The sequence below is a fragment of the Aliivibrio fischeri genome, assembly GCA_038993745.2.
Classification (GTDB): domain Bacteria; phylum Pseudomonadota; class Gammaproteobacteria; order Enterobacterales; family Vibrionaceae; genus Aliivibrio; species Aliivibrio fischeri_B.
Genome location: CP160629.1, coordinates 2,795,790 through 2,820,394, shown reverse-complemented (window position 1 = coordinate 2,820,394; position 24,605 = coordinate 2,795,790). Strand labels below are relative to the sequence as shown.

Genomic DNA, 24,605 nt, shown 5'->3' with positions numbered 1-24,605 from the left:
AGCGACACATTTCGCTCTTTTTTTGGTTTATCTCTATGATTTTTTAGCTTAAATTTGGGGCGAGATAGATTAGGTTAACTTTAAATTCTTCCACTAAATGAGCGTATTCTGGTTTGGGTTTTAAAATGTAGCTATAGATCCCCCCATCAACAAATTCATCATAAGGTGAGTAATCTAAATCAAGGTACGCATAGCGTTTGCCGTTATCTGGGTTAATTCTTTCTTCGCATTCTAGTGGGTCAATATAGTTAGGAGCTATAGAGCTTGACGTTATACTTATACCACTTGCTCCTTGTCCGCCCATGGTTGAGCTTTGATAAAAAGCGACAACAAAATCACACGTCATATTATGCGTATCTGAATGAATATTAAGATCGGAATCGAATTGGAACCAGTTTGGGTAAACCAATCTAGAGTCCATTATATACATCCCCGCCGTACCTTTAATGTAATTCCCTTGCTTATCTATAGGGAAGAAATATTCAAATTGTTCCATTTGATAAGGGGTTTGCCCAGTAACGACATTTAAACGAGATTCCATTGCTCGTTTATTTTTTAATATTGTGTAGGTTTCAAACTCTTTTCCATTATGAATCGTGGTAAGTAGGCTTTCACCTTTATTAAAACTAGATTCATAGGAATGCAGTATTTTCCAACGTTGCTCTGCATAAAAAACCGAATAGTTGCTTGTTACAACAAGGTGTTTGTCGTCAATGGCATAGGTACCGACTTCGGATAACGATTCTTCTGTAGGGCAGGTTCTTTTATTAGTTGAAGCCGCATAATAAGCGAGGTTATTAATGAACTTAAATGCCTCACAATAAACAACTTCATAATCATAGTTATGGCCAGCAAAATGATTTGTTGTTTCTAACCGATAAAGGGTATGTCCAACTAATGGGTGTTCAACACTTGAGTTTGATTCTTCTGTTGAGGGTAAATCAAAGCTTACATGAGTCCATGCACTTTCTTTATTTCCATGATAGTCATCTTTTGCTGAGATAATGAATTGAGTTGGTTTATCACTTTCAATAGGAGAACCAACTAAGGTTAGTTCGCCTCTATTGATTAAAGAAAGTCCTGGATAAGAGAAGCGAACTCTCGTGGTAATAAAGTCATGCTCTTCATCATAAAAAAGACCGTTGATATTAAATGAATAATTTACCGGTGTGGATTGCGTTAAATTCCACGAATACATCATGGTCTGTAATTGCTGTTGTATGTCGTTATCCACTTTGGGTTTTTGGTTGCCAGCGCTTCCTGTTTTTTGAGTCGAGCTCAATTGTGGGAGGCTTTGTACTTTATCTGCGTTATATTCTAAATCAGCTTCTCTATCTTCTTGAGGTGATGTTTTTCGAGTATTTATTTTCTCTGGATACTCTGTAGTTTCATCATTATCTCGTTCCTTTTTTGGCGCTGTATTTAGCTGTGTTTTTTCTTTATGAAAGCTAGATAAAAATGCTTCACGAGATGGTGTGTTTTGTATTGTTGGTAATGGAATTGGTTCTGCTATCACGGTATGTTCGGATGGTGACGAAATAGCAGAGCGCAACCAAAAACCACTTAAAGCAATAGTACTTATTGATAATAGAATGAGTGCTTTTTTTTTCATTAGTAATTACATCATACGAGTTTGAAGCCAGCTGCGAGAGAATTTTAAATCTTTCTCTATTAGGCTTGAGCTGCATTCTAAAAGTTGGCAAATTTCATTGTTTTTCATACCCATAAGATATTTTAACTTTAGAGCGTTTGATTGGCGGGGATAGCGCACACTAAAGCTATCAAGTGCTTTATCCATAATGATCAATTGTTCAAATTTATCATTATCATCTTGAATTGAGGTTAGCGCCTGACGCTTTTGAGCCTGTTGTGAACGGGCATTGTCGATCAAGATTTGGCGCATCACTTTGGTGGCCATTAAAAAGAAATCGCGTTTGGTTTTTACATCACTTAGTTCTGAGTTTGAAAGCTTAAGGTAAGCGTCGTGAATCAAAGCGGTTGTGCTATTTACGCTGTCAGTCAGAACATCATTATGTTGGCCGAATTTTTCAGCGTTACGTTTTCGTTCTTCTTGAGCGATATGTCTGAGCTGTAAATAAGCGAATTGATATAACTGGTTTTCAGCTTGTTTATTTCCTGCTTGCCAATCTTGAATAATGCGTGTCAGTTCTGTTGTTGTTTTCATGACTAATTCCGTTATATTTTGCTAAATTCAGAGACAGAAAATGTATCCATAGTTTCAATACCATTTGGTTGGCGTTGAAGTGTTTGTCGATAGCGATAGAGAACCCCTTGCTTCCAATCTCTACCGGCGGGTAAATACTCCCATGTTGTGTGTTGAACCTGATTTCCGTTGAGATACCAACGAATCAATAGATTCATTTGTTCTAGTCGAGCGTTATTATCTTTATTGTTTACCCACCACATATCGGCGTAGTCTTTAGTCACATTCAAGGTGTACTGTTCTTCATTTTTTGAGCACGTTTTACCTGTTTTTGGGTGCTTAAGAACTTGATGATTTTTGACTAATAAACAGTGTTTTTCGATTTTTTGACCGTGATATTGGGTTTGTTGCCATATGCCTTCAAAAGGGATTTTTTCTTCTTTATCTATCGGATAAATAAAAGCAATTTGTTCACCTCTATTTTGATGGCGCACGTGTTCGTTAGGCCCTAACCCTTGAATTTTCTCCATCATTAATTCAGTTTCAGGATCAAAATTCATTGCAATGGTTCGGTATTTCCAGTCACCTTCGTCGTTATAGTCGTCTAACGTAAACCCATTAAGGTCATTACGTGTGCATCCTGTTGGGGCACATCCGATCATTCCGCCAAAGCCTTCAAATTCAGAGATAGGACTTTTGTTTGCGATCACAGGGAGGCTGGTATCTAATTCACAGCCATTAAAGTAATCACCAGCGCTTGGGTATTGGATAAGGTGAGTATTTGTCACCGTATATTCCATATTGCCAAAAGAAGGGCGATATCTTGGGTGATGCTGATATTTAATGTCGTAAGCACACATTCGACCTTGCCAGTCTTTTTTCTTAATGATGATGTGTTTTAGATGTTTATTGACTGGCTCATAAATAATGTCATCGGAAGTGAAATTATCTTCGATGTATTGCTGGCTTAGATTTAAGTGTTCAACGGCTTCTTTTACTGAAACGAGATCAATATTTAGTTCTTTAGAAGAACTGTCTAATACATTGAGATCGATTTGCTTAAGTCGTTGTTGAAAATCCACGTTAGAAAGCATCTTACTTGCTAGAGTGATTTCATCTCGGTTGCTTGGTGAACTATCAAGAGAGAGCAATAACCGAGTTAAATTAATACTTTTACTTGGTGTTGTGGTGGCTAACGTTGGGGTAACCACTTCTTGGCCTGATAGTGTACTAATAAGATAACCATTTTCATCAGTACCTAAGAAAAAACGCACCACATCACCAGTTCGATACTCAAAAGCCCCTTTATTTGTCGTTCCAGACAGTTGTGAGCTTGTTTGGTAATAAAGACCAGTAACTGGTGAGTCGATGAAATATCCCGTTTTTATTTCTGCATGAGCAACAGAAGGAGTGCCTAGAAATAGCATCAATAAAAGATCTGAAAACGGTTTGTTTTTCATATTATGAATGTCCTTTTCTAAACGAGAATTTAATTATTATTAGTGAAATGATGAGTGGTTAATTTCTGTTTTGTTGGGATCGGCGTCATCATGGCCAATAACATTCGCTGTTTTATATGTGCTGGTAAATCTGGATTAGATAAAATTCGGCGACGAGTAAGCTCTAACATCGAGTTAATCGATGCTTGAGAGACGCTTGACCCTTTTGAGTGAAACAGTAATTGCGTCACTTCATACATCATGTTTTCAGCAACGATTTTTTCTTGTTCTAACTGATGGTTTTTAAGTGCTAATAAACTTGAAAATGCGATGCCTGTAATCATTAATAATGCACATAAAAATGAAGGAATAGGTTTACGTTTTAATAGGCACGTTAATGTATAGCATGGACGATGCTGCTTTAAGCTAATTGGACGAGAAGCGATAACCGCTTCGATATCTAATCGCAGTTCTAAAACCGAGCGATAGCGCTTATCTAATGATTCTTGCATCGCTTTCGTTTGGATGCAGTGAATATCATCATTTTCATTTGTTACTGGAAATAGCAAATGTAAGATCTTTCCGAGTGAAAAAATATCACTCTGTTGCGTAAGAAATCCTCCTGATTTCTGTTCAGGGCTTGCAAACTGCTCACTAAAGGCAAGTACACCTTGTTGAGGCTCAATCGTGCTCTCTTTTACCTTTTGAGTAAGGTTAAAGTCGATTAATTTGGGAGAGTGTTGCTTATCAATCAATATGTTTTCAGGCTTAAGATCGGCATGAAGTACATTGTGCTGATGTGCGTGTTCAAGAGCCTTACAAACTTGACTAAATAGGTGTAATTTTTGTGTCTTGGATAGTTCATGCGTTACTAAAAAATCGTTAAGCGTTGAACCAATCACTTTTTCCATTACGACATAAACAAGATTTTGGTGCTCACCACCATCGAATACTTTTGCAATGTAGGGGTGATTTAAACGAGCTAAAAGTTGAGCTTCTTCAAATAGCGCTCTTTTATCGAGTAGGTTGTTAAAACTTGGCTGAATAAACTTAATAGCCAACTCTTGTTCAAAAGTACCATTTGCTCGATGTGCGGAATAAACAACCCCCATTCCTCCACGACCCAACTCATCACGTAATTGGTATTTATCAATCGTTTGATTGCTTAAATCCCAATCAAAATGGCAAGTTTGTTGCGCGTGAAAGCCGAGCAGATCGGAGAAATGCTCTGATGGGGAAGAACCTAGTAACGCTGTGATCTCTTGATGGATTTCTGGTTGATTTTCTTTAAGTGTGTCGAGCACTTTTTGCTGTTGTTCATCATCCAGATCTAACAAGTGATAAAAGATTTGTGTTGAAGAAGTACCTAGCAGCACGATGTTAATTTATAAAAATAATTTGTGCGTACTGTATAAGTTAATATTCAAAATGTGAATGAATTTTCTCGTTTTTAAGAAGATTTGAATAAAATTCTTGATCTCTGTAGATGATGATTATTGATATTCTTAATAATAAATTATTTGTCACGGTTATTATTACAAATAAGTAATAGTGATTTGCTTTTTACTAGGATAGTCATTTTTCAAATAAGGATTACACTTAGCGGTATAAATTGAGATACAGATTAAGAAGGTAATGATTATGGCTGAACACAACACTCCACAATTTCAAGTTGGACAAACGTTTGAAAACCACCCGTTTCAAGAGGGTGACGGTGCGATGCTTGAACTATTTCGTAATGATTTACCTAATTTACTGTATGTTGGACTTAGCAATATTACCGCTGATGAACAAACACTATTAGGTCAAAGCGGTGCTCAATTAGGTTTAGTATCATCAGAAAAAGGTGGTTGCCTACTTGTTGTTAGTTTTGGTGATTTAGCTTTTGAAATGCAATTTAATTCATCAGCAATTCCAGATGAATATTTCTCACTTTCTGAAGATAACACCTTATCTGTTTCTATGATTGCGGTAGATACAGCAACCAATTTATTGTGTGCAATTCGTGAATTTACGTTACCTGAAGCGTTAAGTCGTCAGTTTATTGAAGTAGCAAAAACACAACGTGAATTAGGTGATGTTAATGTGGTAAATGTCGAGAATATGCACCTATTAAATTCATTAACACCTGAAGCGCTGCAAGAAAAAATGGAATTCCATCCATTACAAAGCGTGGTTGCAGCACCAACATGTGGCTGCGGTCATCACCATCATCATAACCACGCTCATTAAATTTAAATATGTAAACTAGGAAACTATTTAAAGGAGCGTGTGTCCTAACTGCACTCGTTCCTTATTCTTGTAGTTAACCAGTTGATGAAATCTGCGTTTTACAGACATGATTTTTTTAGATGGCCCCTCATTCTTGTGTGTTGGGTTATCTTTGTCTGTGCGGCAAATAATATTGGTTTATTGAGTTCGTGTTCTTTGCCGTTGGATAGCTCAGTATCTGATACTGTGCAACAAGCATCGGAAACACAGCAAGACAAAAATGGATTAGGTGATAAGTGTGAATTATCGGAACATTTAATCCATTTCGAACAACATCAAGTTGGCGATCATGCGCTTATTGTTCAGATATTCACGGTTCTTCTCGTTATTGGGTTGTGTTTATCATTCAGCTATACCTCTTCATTTACCGAGCCTATTCTTCATAAAGGAAGGCGGGTTCACCTCAAGTTGTGTGTTTTTAGAGAATAAATAATCGAATGTTTTAACGACGTTCGACGTATATTTATTTTTTAAAGGAAACACAGATGCAAAAATCAGTAATGACAACACGTATGGTCCTATTTGGGCTATTCGCGATGTTGTGCAGCGTATTTATATCCGTTGCTCAAGCCGAAACCCCACATACTGGGTGGCTTAAAAATTCAAACCACACTCCGATTGAAACTCGTTTTGTTCTTACTGGGCAAATCAATAAAGTCGATCAAACCGTTGCCGGGTTTCTAGAGGTTCGCTTAGCGGGTGATTGGAAAACGTATTGGAGAAGCCCTGGAGAAGGTGGTATTGCCCCGAGCATGACTTGGGAGGACTCTCAAAATATTCGCAGTATCGATTGGTATTGGCCGTATCCGAAACGCTTCGATCTACTTGGTATTGAAACCTTAGGGTATAAGGGAAGTGTGATTTTCCCTATGACACTTCATATTGATGATCTTAATAAGCCGGTTACCTTTAAGGCTGATCTCACTTTGTCATCCTGCACCACTATTTGTGTACTGACTGACTACCCATTTGAACTTACATTCACTCCTGCTGATTTAACGCTTTCTAAAGAAGCGATGCACGTTTACGCCCAAGGGTTAAGTCAGGTTCCAAAAGAGTCTGCACTGATCAGTGATGTAAAAGCAGTGTGGGATGCCACAAAAATGCAGCTTCAGGTGACAGCAAGCAAAAAAATGGGGTGGATAACGCCTGATGTTTTGGTGGATGGTCCGTCAGATGAAATGCAAGACGCTAATTTTTCTCGCCCAAAGATCGATGTAGATGGTAACAATATTACCGCAACATTTGATGTAAGCAGTTGGATGGGAACGCCGGATTTAACTGGTGAAAATATCAGTGTTACTTTAAAAGACAGTGAGTTTATAGCAGAGCAACCAGCAAGCATTAGTGATGGGGTAATCACAAGCAGCAATGGATTGCAGTCTATTTTGAAAATGATCTTATTTGCTTTATTTGGTGGTTTGATTTTAAACGTAATGCCTTGTGTTTTCCCTGTGTTGGGAATGAAGTTAAGCAGTGTTATTTCAGCTCAAGGTCTTGAGAAAAAACAGATTAAATTGCAGTTTTTAGCCTCTGCAAGTGGGATTGTTTTTTCGTTTTGGCTTTTGGCTTCGTTCTTAGTAGTACTTAAGTTATCAGGCAGTGCAATTGGGTGGGGCATTCAATTTCAGAGTGCGTGGTTTATTGGAATCATGACGCTTATTACGGCATTGTTTGGTGCCAATATGCTGAGCTTGTTTGAAATTCGATTATCCTCAAACACCAACACTTGGATCGCATCAAAAGGGAACAACTCGTACTTTGGTCATTTTATTCAAGGTATGTTTGCCACCTTACTTTCTACTCCTTGCTCCGCACCTTTCTTAGGTACTGCGGTCGCCTTTGCTTTAGCTACAAACATCCCAACCATGTACGGCATTTTTACTGCGTTAGCACTTGGTATGGCTCTGCCATGGATATTGGTTGCCCTCTTCCCATCCATTGCTCTTTCATTACCTAAACCCGGCCCATGGATGAGTAAGGTTAAGTATCTCTTTGGTGCAATGATGCTTATTACTAGCATTTGGTTGCTGAACTTACTCTCTAACCATCTATCAGAGTTTTGGATTTATATCATTGCAGCAATTGCGGGTGGCGTAATCTTGCTGCGAACCGTTCAAGTTCATAGTAAGAAAGCGGCAGGGTGGTTAAGTATTTTGTTTGCTATCGCATTTGGTTTTGGCACCGTGATAGACAGCATAACGTCAACGGACCTACTGCCTGAAGAGCCTAAATGGGTTCCGTTATCGAGTGAATCTATTCAGCAATATGTAGATGAAGGAAAAGTGGTCTTTGTTGATGTTACCGCTGATTGGTGTGTGACCTGTAAGGCAAACAAAATTGGTGTGTTGCTTCAAGAGCCGGTTTATAGCGAGTTAAACAGCGCCAATGTTGTACCTATGCAGGGAGACTGGACGGTTCCGAGTGAAAAAATCACCTCTTACTTACAAGAACATGGACGATTTGGAGTGCCATTTAATGTGGTTTATGGTCCAAGTGCGCCAAACGGCATCGAACTTCCGGTTATTTTGAATGAAAAAGTCGTTATGGATGCGATTAAAAAAGCAGGAAATAAACCGTAATGGGGAAAAGACAAAAAATGAAGCGCTGGGGTAAAGAGACACTGATTTACCTTCTGGTGATTATTATTTTTAGTTTTACTGTTGATGCGTGGAGAACTAAAGATATGCCAGCGAATACTGCCCCTGCTCTTGCTGGAATAAGTACAACAGGTGAAGAGATTGATGTTATCGCTATGAGCCAAGAAAAGCCGGTGGTGGTGTATTTCTGGGCGACGTGGTGTGCAGCGTGTCGATTTGTAACGCCAACCATTAATTGGTTCAGTGATTCTTATCAAGTTGTTGGTGTGAGTACGAGTTCTGGAGAGGACAGAAGAGTCTCTAGTTATATGAGATCTCACGATTACACTTTTAAAAATATGAATGATACGCGTGGCGATATTTCAAGAGAATGGGCATTCAAGTGACCCCAACCATCGTCATTATTGATAAAGGCGAGATAAAAAACATCACCACGGGGATAACAACTCCGATGGGATTACTTGCTCGCTTATGGCTTATCTAAACGAATATATACGGACAATAAAAAATGAAATTTAAAACGAAATTAATCACAACACTGGTTATGGCATGCTTATTTTCTCCTCTTGCTTCTGCAATGACTCAATTGGAGAAAGTGGAAGATATTAATAAAATGCTTAAAGACAACCCTACTATTATTGATAGCCTTCATGAGAGTTTGGCTATGTATATTGCTCAACAGGGTAAGTATGAAAAAACGTTGGCAGATTATCATGATTATATGTACAACAACCCAAATCTACCGTGGTTTGGTGCGAAAAATCCTAAATTAACCATTGTTGTATTAACGGATTTAAGTTGCCCTTGGTGTAAAAAATTAGACCCAGTATTAATGAAGCTGGTCGAAGAGCATCCGGATGATCTTAAAGTGATAAACATTTATGTACCACTTAAAGAAGGTTCCAATCCGGCTAACTCGGCAACCTTTGCATTAAGAGTGTGGAAGGAAAGCCCAGACAAATTTAATAAGATCAGTGAAACCTTATTAAGTAAGCCGGGAATTCACAATATGCGCTCTATCATGAAGGTCGCAAAAGCGAATGATGCGGAAAAGTACGTATCAACGAATGACGAAGTTCAAGATATGGTAGCGAAGAACTATCAATTATTTACGGATTTAGGCGTGCGAGGAACACCAGCTATGTTGATCGATGGTCAACTTCTTCCGGGCTATTTACCTTATGAAAAATTAGCACCTATGGTTGAAGCTAAAATCGCAGAAAAATCGAGTAAGTAATGTCACTAACTGCTTAATTGAGTTAAACATGATTCAATAAAACAAAAACGCCGCCAAGGTTAATTGGCGGCGTTTTTTATAGATAACGAGTCTACAATTAGACTATCGCATCGTTACAAATTCTTCAGAACCTGTTGGGTGGATAGCTACAACTGCATCGAAATCTGCTTTAGTTGCGCCCATCTTCATTGCAACTGCAAAACCTTGGATCATTTCATCAACCGTGAAACCGATACCGTGTAGGCCAACAACTTTCTCGTCTTCGCCCGCACAGACTAGCTTCATCTTACAAGGTTGACGGTGCTTAGTTACTGCTGTGTACATTGCAGTAAAGCCTGATGTGTACACTTTCACGTTCTCTTTGCCGTATTGTTCGTCAGCTTCTTGCTCTGTTAAGCCAATCGTACCAATTGGTGGGTGGCTAAATACAACCGTAGGAACTAAATCGTAGTCCATTTTTGCATTGGTTTTGCCATTGAATAGACGCTCTGAAAGTTGACGACCTGCTTTAACCGCAACAGGAGTCAGCTCAATACCGCCTTCCATGATATCACCAACACAGTAGATGCCTTTCACGTTTGTTTCTTGGTATTCATCCACTTTGATGTAACCGCGATCGTTCGTCGCAACACCAGTTTTATCAAGATTGATAGCATCCGTTGCTGGGTGACGACCGATAGCCCAAATTAGCGTATCAACGTTTTGTGTATTACCGTTTTCTAGGTGAAGCGTTAGGCTGCCGTCTGCTTCTTTAACCACTTCTTTGGTACCGAGTGAGTATGAAGTGTTGGGCCTTCGGTATTCATTACTTCAACTAGCGTATCGATGATCATTGGGTCAAAGCTACGTAGTGGTGATTCTTTACGGCAGAATAGGTGAGTTTCTGTACCTAGAGAGTGAAGAACGCCTGCGATTTCTACAGCAATGTAACCTGCACCAATAACCGCAACGCGTTTTGGTTGCTCAGTCAGTTCAAAGAAACCGTTTGAATCAATACCGTATTCTGCACCAGGGATATTTGGAATTGTTGGACGACCGCCAACAGCAATAAGAATATGATCCGCTGTGTAGTGCTCACCGTTTACTTCAACGGTTTTTGCATCAACAAACTTTGCAAAGCCTTTGATCACATTTACTTTGTTATTACCAAGTACGCGATCGTAAGATTCATGAATGCGGCCAATGTAAGCTTGGCGACTTTCAATCATCTTGTTCCATTTGAATTCTTTTAGTTCTACATCAAAGCCGTAATCTTCAGCGTATAGATTAATGGCTTCAGCAACTTGAGCACCGTGCCACATGACTTTTTTAGGTACACACCCTACGTTTACACACGTACCGCCAAGATCTTGAGCTTCGATCAGTGCTACTTTTGCACCGTACATTGATGCACGGTTTGCTGATGCGATACCGCCTGAACCACCGCCGATACAGATATAATCAAAATGCGTAGTCATTACTTTCTCTCCAATATTTTTTTTAATTCTTTTTACATACTATGTATGAAATGCGACCAAATTTTTCTTTTTCAAGGTCTGCGAGGTTTCAAGAGTTATGAGAATTCAGAACGCTTCGTTTGCAGAGTTCAGAGGTATTTGTTGAGAGTGAGCGCCTCCCGCAACCTATTCTGAACTCTTTAAGGGAGCTTGCGACCGATCTGAATTCTGAAATCTTACTCTGGAACAATCCACTCAACTTTGAAGTGACCTGTTGCTGGTGCAATCGCTTCTTTTAAGAAAGGCAAAATATCATTCATTTGGCTTTCTAGCTTCCAAGGTGGGTTAATTACGATCATGCCTGATGCTGTCATGCCACGCTCGTTGGTATCTGGTGATACACCTAATTCAATTTGCAGAATGTTACGAATGTCTAATTTTTTTAATCCGTTGATCATATCGTCGATATCGTGACGATTTACTACCGGATACCAAATCGCATAAATACCCGTAGCCCAACGCTTGTGACTTTGGCCAATAGCAGTAACAACATCGCGATATTCTTTTGCAAGCTCATAAGGTGGGTCGATTAAGACTAATCCTCTGCGCTCTTTTGGCGGAAGACTTGCTTTTAGTCGCGCAAAGCCGTCTTCTTTATAGATAGACACTTGGCGATCACGATGAAACTCTTGTTCAAGCAGTGGGTAATCTGAAGGGTGAAGTTCCGTCAGTACCATACGGTCTTGGCGACGCAAATGTGCACGGCCAACACGAGGAGAACCCGGGTAGTAACGCAGCTCTTCGCCGTCATTTAAGGCTTTGATAGCATCAAGGTAGCTGGTGATTTCTTCTGGAAGATTCGTTTGATCCCAGATACGTGCGATACCTTGTTTGTATTCACCTGTTTTTTCAGACCATTCATGCGTTAAGTCGTAACGGCCAACACCTGAGTGGGTGTCATGATAAACAAATGGTTTATCTTTTTGAGTTAATGAATTAAGGATAAGGCTTTGTACTATGTGTTTAACCACATCTGCATGGTTGCCTGCATGAAAACTGTGACGGTAACTTAACATGGATGAACTCTCACTATTGGAATGGGAATATTATACCCAAGTTTGTGGCTCAATGTGTGTACTCTTGCATCAGCCATTGAAATTTAGTCAATTAAGCACCATCTTATCTACATAGTGACATCAAATCGAATAAGAAATAAAAAGGAATGAATATGTCTAACCCGCTACTGACCTTCACCGATTTACCTCCATTTTCTCAAATTAAGCCTGAGCATATTCAGCCAGCTGTAGAACAAGCGATTGCTGATTGCCGTGCAAAAATTGAAGAAGTATTAGCTTCTGACGTAACTCCTAGCTGGGAAAGCATTATTGTTCCTTTAGCGGAAACGGATGATCGCCTTAGCCGTATTTGGTCACCAGTAAGCCATTTAAATTCAGTAAAAAACAGCGAAGCATGGCGCGAAGCTTATGAAGCGTGTCTACCTGAGTTATCTGAATATGGCACTTGGGTTGGCCAACACAAAGGATTGTACGAAGCGTATAAATCCATTAAAGAGAGCGAGGCGTTTGCGTCTTTATCTCAAGCTCAACAAAAAACCATCATTGATGAACTGCGTGATTTTGACTTATCAGGTATTGGTTTACCGGCTGATCAACAAAAGCGTTACGGCGAGATCAGTAAACGCAGCTCTGAGCTAAGCTCAAACTTCAGCAACAATGTGCTTGATGCAACTATGGGTTGGTCAAAACACATTACGGACGAAAAAGAGTTATCAGGTTTACCTGAATCTGCAATGGCGGCAGCAAAAGCTGCGGCTGAAGCAAAAGAATTGGATGGCTGGTTACTTACGTTAGAAATGCCATCTTACTTACCTGTAATGACGTACTGTGATAACAAACCATTACGTAAAGAAATTTATGAAGCGTTCGTTACTCGTGCATCGGATCGCGGTCCAAATGCAGGTAAGTGGGATAACAGCGCAATCATGGAAGAAGAATTACAACTTCGTCATGAAATCGCTCGTCTACTTGGTTTTGGTTCATACAGTGATAAATCATTGGCAACCAAAATGGCAGAAAGCCCAACTCAAGTACTTGGCTTTTTAAATGACCTAGCAACAAAAGCAAAACCTCAAGGTGAGCGTGAAGTTGAAGAGCTAAAAGCGTTTGTAAAAGAAGAGTTTGGTATTGATGAGTTAGATCTGTGGGACATCACTTACTACTCTGAAAAATTAAAGCAAAAGCTGTATCAAATCTCGGATGAAGAGCTTCGCCCTTACTTCCCTGAATCAAAAGCCGTATCTGGCCTATTTGAAGTATTAAACCGTCTGTTTGGTATGACAGTAGTTGAGCGTGAAGGTGTGGATGTATGGCACGAATCAGTGCGTTTCTTTGATATCTTTGATTCAACGAACACACTACGTGGCAGCTTCTACCTTGATTTGTATGCTCGTGAGCATAAGCGCGGTGGCGCGTGGATGGATGAGTGTCGTGTACGTCGTTTGACTCAAGAAGGTGAACTACAGACGCCTGTTGCTTATCTAACTTGTAACTTTAATAAACCTGTCGGTGGTAAACCTGCACTGTTTACTCACGATGAAGTGGTGACGTTATTCCACGAATTTGGTCACGGTATTCATCACATGCTGACTCAAATTGATGTGGCTTCGGTATCGGGCATTAATGGTGTGCCTTGGGATGCAGTTGAGCTGCCAAGTCAGTTCTTAGAAAACTGGTGTTATGAAGAAGAGGCGTTAGCGTTTATCTCTGGTCATTATGAAACGGGTGAACCGCTTCCTAAAGAGATGCTAGATAAAATGCTAGCAGCGAAAAACTTCCAATCAGCGATGTTTATTTTGCGCCAGTTAGAGTTTGGTTTGTTTGATTTTACACTACACACTAATTTTGACCCTGAACTAGGCGGTCGAGTGCTGGAAACGCTAGCGGAAGTGAAAGCGAAAGTAGCGGTATTACCAAGTGTTGAGTGGAACCGTTTCTCTCACAGCTTTGGTCATATTTTTGCAGGCGGGTACAGTGCTGGTTATTACAGCTACCTATGGGCAGAAGTATTATCAGCTGATGCGTTCTCTCGTTTTGAAGAGGAAGGCATTTTTAATACCGAGACTGGCCAAAGTTTCTTAAATAATATTTTGGAAATGGGTGGCAGTGAAGAACCGATGGAGTTGTTCAAGCGTTTCCGTGGTCGTGAGCCGCAAGTTGATGCAATGCTGCGTCACGCGGGTATTGGAGCTTAAGGTTTCAGGTCGCTTCGCTTGCAGGGTTCAGGAAGAGCAATAAAATCCTCCTGAATCCTGAATCCTGAATCCTGAATCCTGAATCCTGAATCCTGAATTTCAAGCTCCTCTGAAATCTTCAAGGGAGCTTGCGACCGATCTGAACTCTGCTTTTAAGCCCACTCAATCTCTTCATCGGCGTGCTTCTGACACTCTTCTTTTACCATCTCGATAAACTCCATTCCCGTTTTAGAACATGTCCATTTTTCATCAACATAAGAGAAGTGGAAGCCACCAGATTTTGAAGCTAACCAAATTTCGTGCATTGGTTCTTGTTTGTTAATTACGATTTGGCTGCGATTTTCAAATTCCAGCGTTAATACGTTTCCTGTGATAACAGGTTCAATATCAGCACCCGAATCATCAATCATATCTTCGATTAATTGCAGTTTTTCATCGACTAGTTCGTGAAATTCAGTGTTATTCATCTTGTTTATCCTATTGCTTTTCTTGGCTGTGGTGCGATTATAGAGAGCATCAGTAGATATTAACACTAATGGTAAAATCTTATGCACAAAAGAGTGATGGCATTAATGCTATTAAGCCTTCTTACTTTAGCTGGTTGTGGCCAAACTGGTCCGTTGTACATGCCTGCAGATGAAGCACCACAAACAGAAGCGGCAGAGTAGTCAATAACTCTCGCGGATAAATCGATAAACAGAACAACGAAAACTAGACAAGGAAGACGACATTGGATTATTTCAATTATAAAGATGATGGACAACTTTGGGCTGAAGAACTGCCTATTACACAGTTAGCTGAGCAATTCGACACACCTTTATACGTGTATTCTCGTGCGACACTAGAGCGCCACTGGAAAGCATTTGATAACTCTGTAGGTAATCACCCTCATCTTGTGTGTTATGCCGTAAAAGCGAACTCAAATATCGGCGTGTTAAACGCACTTGCTCGTCTAGGTTCAGGGTTTGATATTGTTTCTCAAGGTGAATTAGAGCGTGTTGTTGCCGCAGGTGGCGATCCAACTAAGGTTGTTTTTTCTGGTGTAGGTAAAACGGCTGATGAAATGCGTCGTGCATTAGAGCTAAAAATTAAATGCTTTAATGTTGAATCAGAGCCAGAACTTGAACGCCTAAATGCTGTTGCGGCTGAAATGGGGGTTATTGCGCCTATTTCTTTACGTATTAATCCAGATGTTGATGCAAAAACACATCCGTATATATCTACAGGGTTGCGTGATAACAAATTTGGTATTGCGTTTGATCGTGCACCTGAAGTGTATAAATTTGCTCAAAGCCTGCCAAATTTAGATGTTCAAGGTATCGACTGTCATATCGGCTCTCAATTAACCGATATTGACCCCTTTATTGATGCAACGGATCGTCTGCTTGCGTTGATTGATGATTTAAAAGCACAAGGCGTCAATATTCGTCACCTTGATGTTGGTGGTGGCCTTGGTGTGGTTTATCGAGATGAATTACCGCCACAACCTTCTGAATATGCGACCGCATTATTAGGTAGACTAGCGGAACATCAAGATTTAGAACTTATTTTTGAGCCGGGACGTGCTATTGCTGCAAATGCAGGTATCCTAGTTACTAAAGTTGAGTTTTTAAAACACACTGAGCATAAAAACTTTGCGATTATTGATGCGGCAATGAACGATCTAATGCGTCCTGCTCTTTATCAAGCGTGGCAAGATATTGTTCCTGTTGTACCTCGTGAGGGTGACGCTCAAAATTACGATCTTGTTGGTCCTATTTGCGAAACCGGTGATTTCCTAGGGAAAGATCGAGCATTGGTATTAGAAGCGAATGATTTACTGGCAGTTCGCTCATCAGGTGCTTATGGGTTTGTAATGTCATCCAACTATAATACACGTTGCCGAGCGGCAGAGATTATGGTGGATGGCGGGGACGTTCACCTTGTTCGTAAGCGTGAAGAGCTAAGCTCATTGTGGGAACTGGAAGCGATTTTACCCAACTAAAAATATTATTAAGAGCAAGATGCTAAGCATGCTTGCTCTTTTTTCAGCCAAGAAAGAAAACATACATAAGAAGAACAACTATGCACTTTCATTTTTCTAAAATGCACGGGCTAGGCAACGACTTTATGGTTGTTGACTGTCTGACACAGAATATTTTCTTTTCTCCAGACCTGATCCGTCGTTTGGCTGATCGCCATCGTGGTATTGGATTTGATCAGTTATTGGTGGTTGAAGCCCCTTATGATCCTGAAACGGATTTTCATTACCGAATTTTTAATGCTGACGGCTCGGAAGTAGAGCAGTGTGGTAATGGTGCACGTTGTTTCGCTCGATTTGTTCGAATGAAAGGGTTAACCAATAAAACCAGCATTTCGGTCAGTACTAAGAAAGGCAAAATGATTTTAAAAGTGGAAGATGATGATCAAATTACGGTGAACATGGGTGAGCCTGTATTTGAGCCAAATAAGATTCCATTTAAAGCAACGCAAGCTGAAAAAACGTATTTATTGCGTGTTGATGATAAAACCTTATTCAGTGGCGCAGTAAGTATGGGAAATCCTCACTGTGTGACCGTTGTCGATGATGTTGATGCTTATGATGTTGATAAGTATGGACCGTTAGTGGAAAGCCATGAACGCTTTCCTGAGCGTGTAAATGCTGGATTTATGCAAATCATCTCACCAAATGAAGTGAAATTACGCGTTTATGAACGTGGTGCTGGTGAAACTCAAGCTTGTGGCAGTGGTGCTTGTGGTGCGGTTGCTGTTGGTATTATGCAAGAATTATTGGGTGAAGAAGTGAAAGTGTCTTTACCTGGTGGTGATTTGCACATCGTATGGCAAGGACCAGGAAAACCATTATTTATGACAGGCCCTGCAACACACGTATACGATGGTCAATTATCAATATGATTGAGAAGCAACAAGAATACATAGAGCCAACTGAGTTAACAGAAGATATTGTGGCTCAGTTTTTAACGGATCACCCTGATTTCTTTCAAAAACATCCTGAGTTATTGAATCGAATTAAGGTAGATACACCTGAGCGTGGGGTGGTTTCGTTAGTTGAGGTTCAGGTTAATAAATTGCGTGGTCGTATTGGTGAGTTAGAAGAAGAAATTACGCAATTGATGTCGTTAGCGGCACAAAATGATCGTTTGTTTCATGAGTTTTCAAGTATTCAAAAACAATTGTTATTGAGCGAAAACTTCTTTCAAGCTGTGGCTATTATTGAAAAAAAAGCCATTGAACTTAACTTAACCGCACACGTTAAAATTGTTGAACATTCTCACCCTAAATATCATGTCGAGCAAAGTGCACTAGATAATTTTGTGAAGAAATTCTTGAATGGGCATTCCGCTTATTTAGGGCGATTACGTAAAACAGACCGTGATAGTCTTTTTGCGTATGGAGGGTTGGATTTATCAAGTTCTGATTTAGGCTCTTTTGCTATTTTACCTTTAGGGGCATCATCAAAGCCTATGGGTATCATTGCATTTGCTAGTCGTGATGGCGGACATTTCCAACCGAATATGGGCACACTGTTTTTAGAGCAATTAGTGAGTGTGTTTCATTATTTATTAACTCAATGGTCGAAGTTAGATAATGAGTGATGTTTTACCGGTTCAATTTTCAAAGCATCTTGATGCCTTTTATGAGTTCTTGCGCAATGAGAAAGGACTCAGTATCTATACCCAACGTAATTATAAACGTCAATTGACGACCATAGCGGAACAACTTGTTGAGCTAGGCGTTGAATCTTGGCAAGACGTTGATGCTGGGTGGGTGAGACAAGTGACCAGTAAAGGAATGCGTGAAGGATTAAAAGCGAGCAGTTTATCTACGCGTTTATCTTCTTTACGTAGTTTCTTTGATTTTTTAGTCTTACGTAATGTGTTGACGGCTAACCCTGCTAAAGGGGTGTCTGCACCTCGTAAATCTCGTCCTTTGCCTAAAAATATTGATGTAGATGAGATGGGGCAATTACTTGAAGTAAATGAAGATGACCCATTGTCTATTCGTGATCGCGCTATCATGGAATTAATGTATGGTGCCGGTTTACGTTTGGCGGAATTGGTCAGCATTGATGTTCGTGATATTCAATTACGTCAAGGCGAATTACGTGTCATTGGTAAAGGCGATAAAGAGCGTAAAGTGCCATTTTCAGGCCAAGCGAAGGAGTGGTTAGGTCACTGGTTACGAGTGCGAAATCAATTAGCAAAACCAGAAGAAAAAGGATTGTTTGTTTCTAAGCTAGGCGTGCGTATTTCTCATCGAAATGTACAAAAACGCATGGCTGAATGGGGATTAAAGCAAGGGGTAAATAGTCATATTAGCCCGCATAAATTGCGTCACTCTTTTGCGACACATATGCTGGAGTCCAGTGGTAATTTACGTGCAGTACAAGAACTACTTGGGCATGAAAATATTTCTACTACTCAAATCTATACCCATTTAGATTTTCAACACCTGGCTCAAGCGTATGACCAAGCGCATCCTAGAGCGAAGAAAAAATAGGTTCGATTCGGATCAAATAAAAAGGCCAGAGAATTCTCTGGCTTTTTTAATTTATTGATTTTAAATGTAATTACAATACTTTCAACTATTTGGCCTATGGTAGGCTAAATAGTGAAAAAGCTTATTTAAGCAATAAGTTTTCTAGGTAATGAGCAACGGCTTCGTCAGCTGAAGAACCAATTACTTCATTATTTGGTAGTGCTTTTTTTACTTTCTCGTGCGATGTACCCATCACAATACCTTTGCCAGCCATGCTTAACATTTCGTAGTCATTCATGCCGTCACCAAATGCAATGCAGTTTTCTAATGTCTTACCAAGTAATTTAGCCACCGCCTCTAGTGCTGCTCCTTTTGATACTTCAGCTGCCATGATTTCTAAACACCAAGGCGTAGAGAAAGCCACCATCAGTTGATCGCCAAACTGTGCTTTTAATTGCTCTTCATATTGCACTAAATACTCGTGTTCAGGCATGGTCACAAAGATTTTAGCAATATCGTCTACTGGTGGATTATTTACATCGAATACCGTGTAGGTGAAGCCGTTGTCATGAAATTCTTTTAAGCTCTCATCTTCAGCATTAATGAACCATTGCGTATCTGAGTACATATGAATGGTCAGTTGGCCATCATTTTTTAGTAGGTCGATAACCTGAGGCACTAACGTTTCTGGAACATTTTTGCTGTAAATTAAATTATCATCAGCATCATGAACTCGAGCACCATTAGATGTGATCATATAAGCCGGAATACCCACATCACTGCGAATATTACCAACATCAATATGATGGCGACCCGTTGCAAAAATAAAGGTTAAATTTTGCTGGTGTAATTTGTTCAGTGTTTTTTCGTGAAGTCAGCAACTTTGTGCTCTGGAGTAAGAAGGGTACCGTCAAGATCCGATGCAACAATGGTAATCATAAAGCCTCATGAGAATACCAATGCCAGTAAATAGAACATTCAATAAACGGCATCAGTATAAAATTAGAATTCAGTTTAATGAGGCTAAGTTTACGTCACTTTATAAGTAAAAAAGAGGGTAAAGATTACACTTCTTATCTTTCCTCTTTTTACTTTTTAGCAGAGCATCACACGTGAGAGTGTTGCTGGAAAAAATCAATGATAGCAACTAATGCTTGGTTGCGGCATTCATCCGTCTCAAACAGCAATTCATGTTTCGCATCAGAAATGGTTATTAATTGGCAATCTGGTGCTTTTTTCTGAAACTTCACATGCGCGTTATTATCAACGATTTGGTCTTTTTCACCTTGAAGTAATAAGGTTGGAAGCGTGCATTGTGCTGCTTGGTCAACACACAGCTTTGCCCCTTTTAGTCCTTGATTAACCCAATGATTGCTTGGACCACCGATCTGCAATTCTGGTTTGGTGTCATAGAGTTCTCTAAACCACTGATAGCGAATTTCACAAGTAGTGAGCGCATTATCTAAAAATGGTTTTGCATGATATGGCGTTTGGCCTAAGGCGTAAGAAGGTTGTTTTGACCATAAACTTAAGTAGCGACTAATTGGGTTGGCAATGGGCTTTAACCAAGGTTGCATATGAATACCATGCATTGGAGCACTTAATGCTAAAGCGGTGTAGGGGTGAGAGTGAGTTTCAACGTATTGAGTTGCAATTGCCCCTCCCATTGAATGACCGAGTAGATAGCAGTCTTGGTAATGCTCTGGTGTGATTAATGATTGAGTTAGGCTATTTAAATCGAGAACGTAATCATTAAAGTCTTCAATATGACCAATATCATTATTATCCGTTAGGCGATCGGACAGACCTTGACCACGGTGATCGAAAGAATAAATATCATAGCCTTGGCAGAATAAATCATAAAACAGCTCTTGGTATTTATAGACACTTTCAATTCGTCCGTTAACAACCATGATCGCTTTGGTGTGAGCTGGGCTGGTAAAACTTACCCAATGAAGTTGTGTTTCCTTCTCTCCTTGATAAAAACCGTGTTGGCGTTTCTCCCAAAAAGGGGCTACTTGGTTTTTCATGGTTTCAAGGTAATGCGTTTCTTGAGTAAAGGTCGCTGCTTTCATTGGACTCTCTGAATAACGAATAAGTGAAATCGATGCTGTTATTATAATGACATAAGTTAACTTCGTATCATATTTTGGTAAGTTCTTGCATACTTCTTAAGCAAGAGCATTTTTTTTATTGTGTGTTTCGACTAAGATGTCCTTCAAATCATTAAGGAATGTGTTGATACATCTCAAGTTCATAAAGAAATTGCCGATATAATCATTTATCATCCCGATATATTTTTACAGGATACCGCTTTAAAGTTATGTATGCATACGTTGCCAGACAACCGATACTTAATCGAAAAAAACAGACAATAGGATATGAACTGCTTTTTCGCGACGGTGCAAGCAATGCGTTTCCTGATATGGAAGCTAATCAAGCAACGTGTCGATTGTTGGTTGAAAACTTTATGGCGACGGGAAATAACCCTGCTTTAGAGTCTCCTCGTAGTTTTATTAATTTTCCACAAGAGTCATTAATTTCTCTTGTTCCAACGGCATTTCCTAAAAAGAAGATTGTCATTGAGGTTCTTGAAACTTGTACCCCAAACGATGAGCTATTTAGTGCGATTAAACATTTGCACAGAATGGGGTATGTGATTGCGCTTGACGATTTTAGTTTAGACCCTGAGTGGGATCGATTCCTTCCTTATTCTCATATCGTTAAATTAGATATTATGCAGCTGGGTCTTGAGAGAGCGTGTGCTTATGTTAAGCAGCGTAAACGTCAAGGTTGTAAGCGTCATTATCTAGCTGAACGAGTAGAAACGAACGAAGAGTTTCAGCAAGCTTTAGATGTCGGTTTTCATTTCTTCCAAGGGTATTTCTTTAGTAAGCCTGAAATAATAAAAAATCGAGTCGTAAAACCTGAAGAGCTGTTAACGGTACAACTTTTTCAAGAAGTGTGTCGTGAAGAGGTCGACTTCACTCGAATTGAACAATTGATTTCTCAAGATGTGTCTCTTTCGTACCAGTTGTTGAAGTTTGTAAATACGGCAGCTGTTCGATTAGAAAATCCAATTTCATCGTTTAAGCAAGCGTTAGTGTATTTAGGGGAAGAGCAGATAAAAATGTTCGTGACCTTAATCGCTACAGCGCATGCGGCGATCAATAAACCCAAAGAGCTGTATAAGCAATCATTGGTGAAAGGCAGGTTCTGTGAATTGATGATTTATCGTTGTCAAAATGGAACGCCAGGCCAACAAGCGTTTATTGTTGGATTGTTCTCTTTACTTGATGCGTTATTGGATAAGAAATTAGATGATGTATTAGTTCAGCTATCTTTGAGTCAAGACATTGAGAAAGCCATTTTGATCCGTGAGGGATTATTAGGTTCAATGCTGGAGTTGTATGAAAACATCGATACTGGCAATTGGGAAAATATTGATAAGTTGAGTCGACAACTTGGGTTCTCTGCAAAAACCGTTGAATCTACCTACCAAGAAGCCGTTAAGTGGTATCAGAGTATTTTGTCTAAATAGTCTTTCATTCTTATGTTTAAATAAAAATGCCCCATAAATGATTTATGGGGCGTTTTTTTGATTTACTGACAGTAATTAATCATTTGCACAGTATTTGAAAAGAGCTTCTGAACCAGTTGGTGACACTCTTGTGTTATTGATGTAATCGTTTCTGCTTTCTCTGGATTAACCAAGTCGTAATCCCCTTCAATGTTATAACTAAAGCCATCACCGGTAATGGTGATCGGTTTGATTGTAATACGTCCACGGTTGGCTGAAATATGAATTGGCTCAACATGAATCGGATAAGATGCCTGCTTTGTTTTAGGTTCTTTTACTGCATTATCGGGTTGCTCTGTATCAGGAACCAAACCTAATTTATATTGCCATAATTCTTTCGCTGTTTGAGTGGTTACCATCTCTCTTGGAATGATATTTAAATCACCATTAAAACTGTAGTTAAAGCTGTCACGATTAGCAGCAAGGCCACTGCCATTAAAAGTAAATTCAGCCATACCATCCAGTGGAACAGTATGAGGGAATAAACTGGTTAGATAGCTAATTGGTAAACCGTCACCGTACGCTTCTACCTGCCAAGGCTGACTATCTTGGGTTAAATTTAGGCTGCCGCTAAAGCCAAATAGCCCTTCAGCTAATGGGAAAAGCGCTCGTTCAACAGTCCAAAGTCCATTTTCAGTATTCATCTCAATCAACATCTGTTGCGTTAATAAATAATTAAAACTGGCGTTTGAAGCGCTTAAAGATAGTTTTCCATCCCATAATCCCATTGATAATATTTTAATAAATCAAGATCATGACCTTCGGCGTTTAATCCTGAAACTTGGTATGGGTATTTCCCCTCAGGCTGTATTACTTGCACATTGTTGATGTCGACGTTATCGATCTTAACTTGCTCAAGTTGCTTGATATATTGAACGATTGAGTCTGTATCTTTGTTATCAATTAGCCATCTTATCTGACTAATCGTTAACGATTTTAGGTTGATTTTATGAGGTGATAAGTCACCTGAAAGCTGAATGTTGCCATTAAAAATATCAAAAGACAGGTTTTCAATATTGGCTTCTTTTTTATTTAAAGTGACATCCATGATCGGTTTTTCAATCATGGTTTCATTCCACACTATGCTGTCAGCATTAAGGGAAATATTGGCGTTAGTTTGTTCCCAGAGATCGTAAGGAAGTAAAATATTTTCAGCCGATAGACTGAGATCGTTTGTTATTATCTGAGGCAATTCTAAATTGATATTTAATAAATCGATACGCTTGAATTGATACGTAAAGTGTTGTTCTGATAGCCACTGTAACGGCTTCCCAATGATGTCAGCATTATCTGACTCTAAATTAAATCGACGTAGCGTAAATTGTGGGATAACCCATAATTTATTTTCTTTTAGTTCAGCTTGTGCAGTAATGGTACTCCCACGCCAAGTGAGTGATATGCCATCTAGTGCGGTGTAATCTTGTGAGTAGTAACCATCAATGAGTACATCATCTAGAGCTTCGGACTGCCAATATAACTGTTGTGTTGAAAACTGGAATTCACCTTCAAAAGGTAGCGTTTTGGTTTTATCAATTGACCAGTTACTGAGTTGAACTTGTGCTTCACGGATAACCAATCCATCGTCAGCAAAATCTAAATTGGAAATACTCAGTTGTGCAATTGAAAGCCAATCCAATTGTTGAGTGTTAGGTAATCCTGTTTGTAAGCTAATACCGTCGATTTTTACACTATCAAATGCCAATTTATTATTTTGAATCGGGTGCTGAGATAACCAAAAATCAACTTGCTGAATATTAATATTTTTTTCTGATTCAATACTCACATCAGACAGAGTTAAATGCAGCGGTGATTGAATTGAATAATTCAGTTCTCCAAAAGAAATTTTCTGATGAGAGAGTTTTTGAACCAAAGGATTAAGCACGGGTTGTGCATAAGGAGTATGTAATAAGGCTAAGAATGCGACCACAAGCAGCAAACAGAAAGTGATAAGCCAGCCTAGGCTTTTCAGTGTGGTGTACATTGTTAACTCCAATAAAAGAAAGATGAATAGAAAGAGTGGAGTAAAAACGCCTTTCAATCAAGTGATCGTGTTCAATAATCCTTATGATCTCCTGTCTTTATTGCGTTCTTGAGCTAAGGGTATAAAAAAGCCCTTCTCATAAGGAGA

At 39.5% G+C, this 24,605-nt stretch carries 20 protein-coding genes and 3 pseudogenes; 12 read left to right on the top strand and 11 right to left on the bottom strand.

Annotated elements, in window-relative coordinates:
- Nucleotides 1-43: 43 nt before the first annotated feature.
- The 4 genes from AAFX60_013520 to AAFX60_013505 are packed head-to-tail and all read right to left on the bottom strand — an operon-like array spanning nt 44 to nt 4,979.
- Complete coding sequence (locus AAFX60_013520; GenBank protein XDF77608.1) at nt 44-1,612, bottom strand: hypothetical protein; 1,569 nt, start codon at nt 1,610-1,612, stop codon at nt 44-46.
- Nucleotides 1,613-1,618: 6 nt separating this feature from the next.
- A complete protein-coding gene (locus tag AAFX60_013515; protein XDF77607.1) occupies nt 1,619-2,185 on the bottom strand; it encodes an ECF-type sigma factor in 567 nt (188 codons plus the stop codon).
- A gap of 11 nt (nt 2,186-2,196) precedes the next feature.
- A complete protein-coding gene (locus AAFX60_013510; protein XDF77606.1) occupies nt 2,197-3,624 on the bottom strand; it encodes a chromosome partitioning protein ParA in 1,428 nt (475 codons plus the stop codon).
- Between the two features lie 29 nt (nt 3,625-3,653).
- The gene (locus AAFX60_013505; protein ID XDF77605.1) at nt 3,654-4,979 is read right to left on the bottom strand and encodes a serine/threonine-protein kinase; all 1,326 of its coding nucleotides are present in this window, start codon (nt 4,977-4,979) and stop codon (nt 3,654-3,656) included.
- Nucleotides 4,980-5,244: 265 nt separating this feature from the next.
- Between AAFX60_013505 and AAFX60_013500 the strand changes: the two genes are divergently transcribed.
- The 5 genes and pseudogenes from AAFX60_013500 (at nt 5,245) to AAFX60_013480 (ending at nt 9,711) form a co-directional block, all read left to right on the top strand.
- Complete coding sequence (locus AAFX60_013500; GenBank protein XDF77604.1) at nt 5,245-5,835, top strand: hypothetical protein; 591 nt, start codon at nt 5,245-5,247, stop codon at nt 5,833-5,835.
- Nucleotides 5,836-5,970: 135 nt separating this feature from the next.
- Nucleotides 5,971-6,303, top strand: a complete 333-nt coding sequence (locus AAFX60_013495; GenBank protein XDF77603.1) for a copper resistance protein — start codon at nt 5,971-5,973, stop codon at nt 6,301-6,303.
- A gap of 56 nt (nt 6,304-6,359) precedes the next feature.
- Complete coding sequence (locus tag AAFX60_013490; protein ID XDF77602.1) at nt 6,360-8,456, top strand: protein-disulfide reductase DsbD domain-containing protein; 2,097 nt, start codon at nt 6,360-6,362, stop codon at nt 8,454-8,456.
- Nucleotides 8,456-8,958, top strand: a pseudogene (locus AAFX60_013485) (protein disulfide oxidoreductase). The gene AAFX60_013490 and the pseudogene AAFX60_013485 overlap by 1 nt, the downstream one beginning before the upstream one ends.
- A gap of 24 nt (nt 8,959-8,982) precedes the next feature.
- Nucleotides 8,983-9,711, top strand: a complete 729-nt coding sequence (locus AAFX60_013480) for a DsbA family protein (GenBank protein XDF77601.1) — start codon at nt 8,983-8,985, stop codon at nt 9,709-9,711.
- A 102-nt stretch (nt 9,712-9,813) separates the two neighbouring features.
- On the opposite strand, the pseudogene gorA reads toward AAFX60_013480, so the two are convergent.
- Together gorA and AAFX60_013470 are read right to left on the bottom strand one after the other, a co-directional pair.
- Nucleotides 9,814-11,168 (bottom strand): annotated as a pseudogene (gorA, locus tag AAFX60_013475) (glutathione-disulfide reductase).
- 215 nt (nt 11,169-11,383) lie between these two features.
- Nucleotides 11,384-12,223, bottom strand: a complete 840-nt coding sequence (locus AAFX60_013470) for a 23S rRNA (adenine(2030)-N(6))-methyltransferase RlmJ (GenBank protein ID XDF77600.1) — start codon at nt 12,221-12,223, stop codon at nt 11,384-11,386.
- Nucleotides 12,224-12,375: 152 nt separating this feature from the next.
- On the opposite strand from AAFX60_013470, the gene prlC reads away from it, so the two are divergent.
- Nucleotides 12,376-14,418: an oligopeptidase A gene (prlC, locus tag AAFX60_013465; protein XDF77599.1), complete on the top strand. Its 2,043-nt coding sequence runs from the start codon at nt 12,376-12,378 to the stop codon at nt 14,416-14,418.
- Nucleotides 14,419-14,570: 152 nt separating this feature from the next.
- Here the strand turns inward: prlC and cyaY are convergent, their stop codons facing one another.
- Entirely contained in the window at nt 14,571-14,885 is a 315-nt protein-coding gene (gene cyaY / locus AAFX60_013460) for an iron donor protein CyaY (protein ID XDF77598.1), read from the bottom strand.
- 81 nt (nt 14,886-14,966) lie between these two features.
- Here cyaY and AAFX60_013455 point away from each other — a divergent pair, with 81 nt between their 5' ends.
- The 5 genes from AAFX60_013455 (at nt 14,967) to xerC (ending at nt 18,918) form a co-directional block, all read left to right on the top strand.
- Nucleotides 14,967-15,086, top strand: coding sequence for a lipoprotein (locus tag AAFX60_013455; GenBank protein XDF77597.1), 120 nt, complete (start codon nt 14,967-14,969; stop codon nt 15,084-15,086).
- Nucleotides 15,087-15,148: 62 nt separating this feature from the next.
- Nucleotides 15,149-16,402: a diaminopimelate decarboxylase gene (gene lysA, locus AAFX60_013450; GenBank protein XDF77596.1), complete on the top strand. Its 1,254-nt coding sequence runs from the start codon at nt 15,149-15,151 to the stop codon at nt 16,400-16,402.
- An 80-nt stretch (nt 16,403-16,482) separates the two neighbouring features.
- Nucleotides 16,483-17,313, top strand: a complete 831-nt coding sequence (gene dapF / locus AAFX60_013445; GenBank protein XDF77595.1) for a diaminopimelate epimerase — start codon at nt 16,483-16,485, stop codon at nt 17,311-17,313.
- Complete coding sequence (locus AAFX60_013440; GenBank protein XDF77594.1) at nt 17,310-18,014, top strand: DUF484 family protein; 705 nt, start codon at nt 17,310-17,312, stop codon at nt 18,012-18,014. Before dapF ends, AAFX60_013440 begins: the two co-directional genes overlap by 4 nt.
- Nucleotides 18,007-18,918, top strand: coding sequence for a tyrosine recombinase XerC (gene xerC / locus AAFX60_013435; protein ID XDF77593.1), 912 nt, complete (start codon nt 18,007-18,009; stop codon nt 18,916-18,918). The genes AAFX60_013440 and xerC overlap by 8 nt, the downstream gene beginning before the upstream one ends.
- A gap of 121 nt (nt 18,919-19,039) precedes the next feature.
- Here the strand turns inward: xerC and AAFX60_013430 are convergent.
- Nucleotides 19,040-19,836: pseudogene (locus tag AAFX60_013430) on the bottom strand (Cof-type HAD-IIB family hydrolase).
- Nucleotides 19,837-20,003: 167 nt separating this feature from the next.
- Nucleotides 20,004-20,972: an alpha/beta fold hydrolase gene (locus AAFX60_013425; protein ID XDF77592.1), complete on the bottom strand. Its 969-nt coding sequence runs from the start codon at nt 20,970-20,972 to the stop codon at nt 20,004-20,006.
- A 248-nt stretch (nt 20,973-21,220) separates the two neighbouring features.
- Between AAFX60_013425 and AAFX60_013420 the strand changes: the two genes are divergently transcribed.
- The gene (locus tag AAFX60_013420; protein XDF77591.1) at nt 21,221-22,438 is read left to right on the top strand and encodes an HDOD domain-containing protein; all 1,218 of its coding nucleotides are present in this window, start codon (nt 21,221-21,223) and stop codon (nt 22,436-22,438) included.
- Nucleotides 22,439-22,500: 62 nt separating this feature from the next.
- On the opposite strand, the gene AAFX60_013415 is transcribed toward AAFX60_013420, so the two are convergent.
- Both AAFX60_013415 and AAFX60_013410 read right to left on the bottom strand, forming a co-directional pair.
- On the bottom strand, nt 22,501-23,205 hold the full coding sequence (locus AAFX60_013415) for an AsmA family protein (GenBank protein XDF77590.1): 705 nt from the start codon (nt 23,203-23,205) through the stop codon (nt 22,501-22,503).
- Nucleotides 23,175-24,458, bottom strand: a complete 1,284-nt coding sequence (locus tag AAFX60_013410; GenBank protein ID XDF77589.1) for an AsmA family protein — start codon at nt 24,456-24,458, stop codon at nt 23,175-23,177. Before AAFX60_013410 ends, AAFX60_013415 begins: the two co-directional genes overlap by 31 nt.
- Nucleotides 24,459-24,605 lie beyond the last annotated feature (147 nt).

Coding starts and splice junctions, on each gene's coding strand:
- AAFX60_013520 (XDF77608.1), bottom strand. CDS start 1,612: ATGAAAAAAAAAGCACTCATTCTATTATCAATAAGTACTATTGCTTTA.
- AAFX60_013515 (XDF77607.1), bottom strand. CDS start 2,185: ATGAAAACAACAACAGAACTGACACGCATTATTCAAGATTGGCAAGCA.
- AAFX60_013510 (XDF77606.1), bottom strand. CDS start 3,624: ATGAAAAACAAACCGTTTTCAGATCTTTTATTGATGCTATTTCTAGGC.
- AAFX60_013500 (XDF77604.1), top strand. CDS start 5,245: ATGGCTGAACACAACACTCCACAATTTCAAGTTGGACAAACGTTTGAA.
- AAFX60_013490 (XDF77602.1), top strand. CDS start 6,360: ATGCAAAAATCAGTAATGACAACACGTATGGTCCTATTTGGGCTATTC.
- AAFX60_013480 (XDF77601.1), top strand. CDS start 8,983: ATGAAATTTAAAACGAAATTAATCACAACACTGGTTATGGCATGCTTA.
- AAFX60_013470 (XDF77600.1), bottom strand. CDS start 12,223: ATGTTAAGTTACCGTCACAGTTTTCATGCAGGCAACCATGCAGATGTG.
- prlC (XDF77599.1), top strand. CDS start 12,376: ATGTCTAACCCGCTACTGACCTTCACCGATTTACCTCCATTTTCTCAA.
- cyaY (XDF77598.1), bottom strand. CDS start 14,885: ATGAATAACACTGAATTTCACGAACTAGTCGATGAAAAACTGCAATTA.
- AAFX60_013455 (XDF77597.1), top strand. CDS start 14,967: ATGCACAAAAGAGTGATGGCATTAATGCTATTAAGCCTTCTTACTTTA.
- dapF (XDF77595.1), top strand. CDS start 16,483: ATGCACTTTCATTTTTCTAAAATGCACGGGCTAGGCAACGACTTTATG.
- AAFX60_013440 (XDF77594.1), top strand. CDS start 17,310: ATGATTGAGAAGCAACAAGAATACATAGAGCCAACTGAGTTAACAGAA.
- xerC (XDF77593.1), top strand. CDS start 18,007: ATGAGTGATGTTTTACCGGTTCAATTTTCAAAGCATCTTGATGCCTTT.
- AAFX60_013425 (XDF77592.1), bottom strand. CDS start 20,972: ATGAAAGCAGCGACCTTTACTCAAGAAACGCATTACCTTGAAACCATG.
- AAFX60_013420 (XDF77591.1), top strand. CDS start 21,221: ATGTATGCATACGTTGCCAGACAACCGATACTTAATCGAAAAAAACAG.
- AAFX60_013415 (XDF77590.1), bottom strand. CDS start 23,205: ATGGGATTATGGGATGGAAAACTATCTTTAAGCGCTTCAAACGCCAGT.
- AAFX60_013410 (XDF77589.1), bottom strand. CDS start 24,458: ATGTACACCACACTGAAAAGCCTAGGCTGGCTTATCACTTTCTGTTTG.